This is a genomic window from Paenisporosarcina sp. P5_A11, from assembly GCF_056400705.1.
The window spans coordinates 1-4,729 of the sequence record NZ_JBFUKT010000219.1; the positions used below are offsets into that span (position 1 = coordinate 1).

Below are 4,729 nucleotides of genomic sequence, written 5' to 3' on the forward strand. Positions count from 1 at the left end.
CTTGAGAACTCTATTATGTGAACTATATCAAGAATAGGCTTGAAATAACAGAATATTATAAACTTATCTAATATTAATTTTCTTAGAGAGATATGTTAATAACTATTTCGGAAAAAAGGAAATAAATTATGCGAATTAATCAATTATTGATTATCAATGATATTGCCAATTCTAAATCAATTACTCAATCCTCAGAAAGATTGTATATATCCACTTCAAGTATTAGCCAAGCCATAAGCAGCTTAGAAGAAGAACTGAACATTAAAATATTCACCCGATCAAGAGCAGGTTTAATTCCAACTATTCCAGGTAAAGAGGACATAAAGGCAAGCTTTCACAGCTAATAATAACTTCAAAAGGGAATTTCTTTGCTCTTCTATGAAGTGGGGTTCTTTTCATTAAAAATCTTTTAGCCTACTAGTGAAATTGACAAATTTGTAGCAATCAGTCTCCATATCTTTTTAATTAGAAATGAGGTTATTTATGGTAACGAAAGTAGAGACTAAGTATCTCCCTCTTGCTTCGTTTTTTACAAAAGTTACACACAACGAAGTCACTCTGACATATACTGCTATCGAAAATATTGTGGGTCTACCATTACCAAATGCCGCGTATTTAAATATTACATGGTGGAAGAAATCGAAACCACCTTCCACACACTTTTCAGCTTGGATGAATTCTGATTTTACAATTAAAGAAATTAAATTAGGTAGTTCCGTGACTTTTGTTAAAGAAACTGATGTAATAAATGTCAGTTCAACTAATACAGAGGATATTTTAATTATTCGTCCTGTTGAATTAGATGATGCGCGTTTTTTCATTAAGCTTCAACATGAGGTTGACTTAGAATTCGACTTTATACTGTTTGGGAAAGATGAGTACAAAATGTCTCTTCAATCCATTCGCAAAAGAATTGTCGAATGGAAACAATCAAAGAGCACCAGGTTATTTGTCGGTATTTTGAACGGAGAATTCGCGGGTTTTGTGGCTTTAGTTCCCGGTCCTTCTCCCCGAGCAAGTCACCGAGCTACTATTACAATTGGTGTAAGCAGAGCGTACTATGGAAAAAGTGTTAGGACATCGTTATTGAAAAAAGCAGAAGTTTGGGCACTTAAAGTTGGCATTTCTCGATTAGAATTAACAGTTGTTGAAAAAAAAGAACCTACTCTAGCTATCTATAAAAAGATGGGATACGTAGTAGAAGGCACACGAAGTAATTCTTTATTGATTAACGGGGAATATATAAATGAATTGTATATGGGGAAAAATATATAAAAAGCACACCGTAAAAAAACCTCTAAAAGAGGTTTTTGGTGTTTATATTTACGTTTTGAAAGAATCCATCCGATAAATATGAATCCGATAATTCTAAATAAATGCTTGTGTATCATTGGTTTATTCTTAAGATATTTCTCGAAATGTATTTTTCTTATGAACTTGAAATCTAGAAAAATATTAGATATTCTCTATCGAATTACCACAACCGTCTTGAGAACATCTTTATTGTTCTTTGATTTCTTTAATGACACTAGTGTAATGTATTCTAATGGAATAGACATTTCGACTTTCGGGATATTGTTTCACAAAAAAAGAAGTGACTTTTTTCTATGTCACTTTAGCGTTTTTAGTTTTATTTTATGGGCATTATTTTATTAGAGGTTAAATGGAATATTTTAAGTTTTATAGTTAATGAGAAATACAGCTAAATTAATCAAAATAAAAAAGCATCTACTTTTTTTGTAGATGCTCATTCATTAGAAGGGACAGGGTTAAAATTACATATCAACTTTTATAGTTTTCGCTTTTTCAATGCTTTCGTCCTCGTTGTTAACAACATCGCTAGTTAGAATTTCGATTGATTTAATATCATCCGTGTTTTCCACAATGAAACCAATATTGCCTTTCTTACCACCGTTTGTTTGTATTTCTCCAGTCAATTCCTCGAGGAATATGTCATCTTCCCATGTTTTTAGCTCACCGCTGCTCGTTTTAACAAAAGCAACTGGTGTGAATTTTATGTCCTCATTAGATGTGTTTTTAACTTCTATTCCTACCTTTACAAAGTCAAATTCTTCTTCATGAGTATAGGCATGAAAAAAGTCAATCATGCTGTAATCTGGAACATAATGCATCAGCTTGGCTTCTGTTAAAACCATTTCTACTCCGCCCATATTTACAGTTTTATTTATGTTTTTATAAGATTTTAGTGTAAGTTCACCTTTATCATCAGTTACGGTTTCTCCAACTGTCACAAGATTAATGTCATCCGTTATTTGCGGGTTCGGTACATAGACGTCTTTTTTTACACTTTGGACTTTTTCCGTTTGGTCGATTGTTTTCACTGGATCTCCACTAGATTGATTTTCAGCGTTGTTTTCTGCTGAACAGCCCGTGAGAAGTAGTAGGAACATCAGGATATAAGATAATTTTTTCATATGAATCCCCCTAAGATCAACATGATAAAAGCACCCGTTGCTTTTAAAGAGCAACGGGATTTTTTATGTTATGTGTTAATTTTTATTTTTTTGATTCGCCTAAAAGCTCGAAGATAATATTAGCATTATCTGTATTATCAATTTGTCCTGCAAATCGTTCTTTGTAAGGTCCGTAGGCATATACAGGTACGTCTTCACCTGTGTGACCTCCAGTTGTCCAGCCAGTATGTGACCGCTCGTTAAAAATTGTTTCGATTGCATTGTCAATTTCAGTGACTTTTTTAGTTTTTTCTGCATCTTTAACAGATTGAATTTCTTGTGCACTTAATGCTAATAGATTTTGATCAATATACGTTTTTAATGTTTTTTCAACATCCGCACCTTTAGCAATTTCTTCTGCCATAAAGTCAGGTGTGCGCTTAGCCGCTTTTAACGGTTGGCCAAACCAGTTATAATTTCCATCTGCACCAATAGAATATCCGCCTGTGGAATGGTCAGCTGTAATGACAACTAGTGTATGCTTGTCCTTTTTAGCATACTCAATTGCGGCATGTGCTGCTTTTTCAAAGTCTTCCATTTCACTCATTGCACCTACAATATCATTATCATGTCCTGCCCAGTCCACCTGACTTCCTTCTACCATTAGGAAGAAGCCGTCTTTATCTTTGCTTAAGCGTTGAATTGCTGATGTTGTCATATCTTGAAGAGAGGGAACTTCTTTTGTACGGTCAATCATTTTTGGCAGTCCACCAGGAGCAAATAATCCAAGAACCTGCCCGTTTTTATCCTTTGAAAGTTGCTCTTTGTTTGTCACATAACTAAATCCTGACTCTTGGAATTCTTCTGTAAGATTGCGGTCAGGGCGAACAAAGTTTGCAGAACCGCCACCCAGAAGAACGTCAATTTTATGTTTGCCATTCACTAATTCATCATAGTAGTCATCAGCAATAGCATTCATATTTTTACGGTTTTCATCGTGAGCACCAAATGATGCTGGTGTTGCATGTGTAATTTCAGATGTAGCGACAAGGCCTGTTGCTTTACCTTTTTCTTTTGCCGCCTCTAATATGGTTTTTACTTCAGATTTATCGTTATCCACCCCAATAGCCGCGTTATATGTTTTTATGCCGGCAGACATTGCTGTTGCAGCGGCAGCAGAATCTGTTACGTTTTGTGCAGGATCTTCTGGATAAGTCATCTGTTGTCCAACGAGGTATTTATCAAATACTGTTCTTTCAACAGCAGCTGTTGAAGAATCATCTTTAAAATAACGATAGCCTGAAGTATAGGTGGAACCCATTCCGTCCCCGATTAAGAAAATAACATTTTTGATTTTCGCATTATTACTTTTGTTTTCTTCAGCTTGTACATACGTATTGGGAATTGTTCCAGCCAAGCCACCCAACGCAAGTGCTGAAATTACACAAACAGGGAGAAGTTTTTTTGTTATTTTATTATTAAACATATGAATAACCTCCAAATTTCAATTTAATATGACTCTAAGATTTACTATAAAGGAAGATTGTTAATCTCCTATTAAGCCTACGTAAAGGTAGATTAAAAGCATGTAAATCTAAGTGATTATTGAACATGTAGTAAAAATGGTTGTATGATCGAGGGCTCGATTCATATGCGTAATTGAAAAAAAGAGCATCCACTATTAATGGACACCCAAATTAATATGAATATTTAACTGTAGTAAGTGAAATAGGATAGGTGCGTTTTAGAAAGAATGACGACAGCGATATTAAACCGTTTACTACATTTGATTTTTTATTTAAATGCCAGGAGTCGCTTAGTAAAATTTTTCCCCATATACAATTCATTTATATATTCCTCGTTAATCAATAATGAATTACTTCGTGTGCCTTCCACGCTATATCCCAATTTCTTATAAAGATCTAGCACGGGTACGTTATTTTCAACAACTGTTAGTTCTAAGCGAGAAATGCCAACCTCTTGTGCCCAGGCTTCCGCTTTGCTCATTAACGATGTCCAAACACTTTTTTTATAGTACGATCTGTGTACACCAATTTCGATAGTAGCTCGGTGACTAGCTTGGGGAGATGGCAAAGTAACTAAAGCCACAAAACCAACGAATTCTCCGTTAAGAATGCCTACAAACATTCTGGTATTCTCTGACAAAAGAGGGGAGCACTTTGTGCTCCCCCCTTCCTTATGGTGCGCCCAAGTAGCTCCATCAAGATGAATTGTAACCCGAATAACAGACGCTAAAAATGCGCTGTTGTTCGGGTGAATTCATTTTATATTTGAGAAAAGGGATGTTAATCATC

At 35.0% G+C, this 4,729-nt stretch carries 5 protein-coding genes; 2 read left to right on the forward strand and 3 right to left on the reverse strand.

The window, feature by feature from the left end; translation table 11 throughout:
- Positions 1-128: 128 nt before the first annotated feature.
- The gene (locus AC1DOS_RS18070; RefSeq protein WP_477538614.1) at positions 129-344 is read left to right on the forward strand and encodes a helix-turn-helix domain-containing protein; all 216 of its coding nucleotides are present in this window, start codon (positions 129-131) and stop codon (positions 342-344) included.
- A 139-nt stretch (positions 345-483) separates the two neighbouring features.
- Positions 484-1,275 (forward strand): N-acetyltransferase family protein, encoded by a 792-nt coding sequence (locus AC1DOS_RS18075; RefSeq protein ID WP_477538615.1) that lies wholly within the window; start codon positions 484-486, stop codon positions 1,273-1,275.
- A gap of 500 nt (positions 1,276-1,775) precedes the next feature.
- On the opposite strand, the gene AC1DOS_RS18080 is transcribed toward AC1DOS_RS18075, so the two are convergent.
- From AC1DOS_RS18080 to AC1DOS_RS18090, 3 genes are all read right to left on the reverse strand, one after another.
- Positions 1,776-2,435, reverse strand: coding sequence for a DUF4352 domain-containing protein (locus tag AC1DOS_RS18080; protein WP_477538616.1), 660 nt, complete (start codon positions 2,433-2,435; stop codon positions 1,776-1,778).
- Positions 2,436-2,517: 82 nt separating this feature from the next.
- Positions 2,518-3,900, reverse strand: coding sequence for an alkaline phosphatase (locus tag AC1DOS_RS18085; protein WP_477538617.1), 1,383 nt, complete (start codon positions 3,898-3,900; stop codon positions 2,518-2,520).
- A 308-nt stretch (positions 3,901-4,208) separates the two neighbouring features.
- Complete coding sequence (locus AC1DOS_RS18090) at positions 4,209-4,694, reverse strand: GNAT family N-acetyltransferase (protein WP_477538618.1); 486 nt, start codon at positions 4,692-4,694, stop codon at positions 4,209-4,211.
- Positions 4,695-4,729 lie beyond the last annotated feature (35 nt).

Excerpts from the sequence above, each read along its gene's own strand:
- AC1DOS_RS18070 (WP_477538614.1), top strand. The coding sequence starts at position 129 with ATGCGAATTAATCAATTATTGATTATCAATGATATTGCCAATTCTAAA.
- AC1DOS_RS18075 (WP_477538615.1), top strand. The coding sequence starts at position 484 with ATGGTAACGAAAGTAGAGACTAAGTATCTCCCTCTTGCTTCGTTTTTT.
- AC1DOS_RS18080 (WP_477538616.1), bottom strand. The coding sequence starts at position 2,435 with ATGAAAAAATTATCTTATATCCTGATGTTCCTACTACTTCTCACGGGC.
- AC1DOS_RS18085 (WP_477538617.1), bottom strand. The coding sequence starts at position 3,900 with ATGTTTAATAATAAAATAACAAAAAAACTTCTCCCTGTTTGTGTAATT.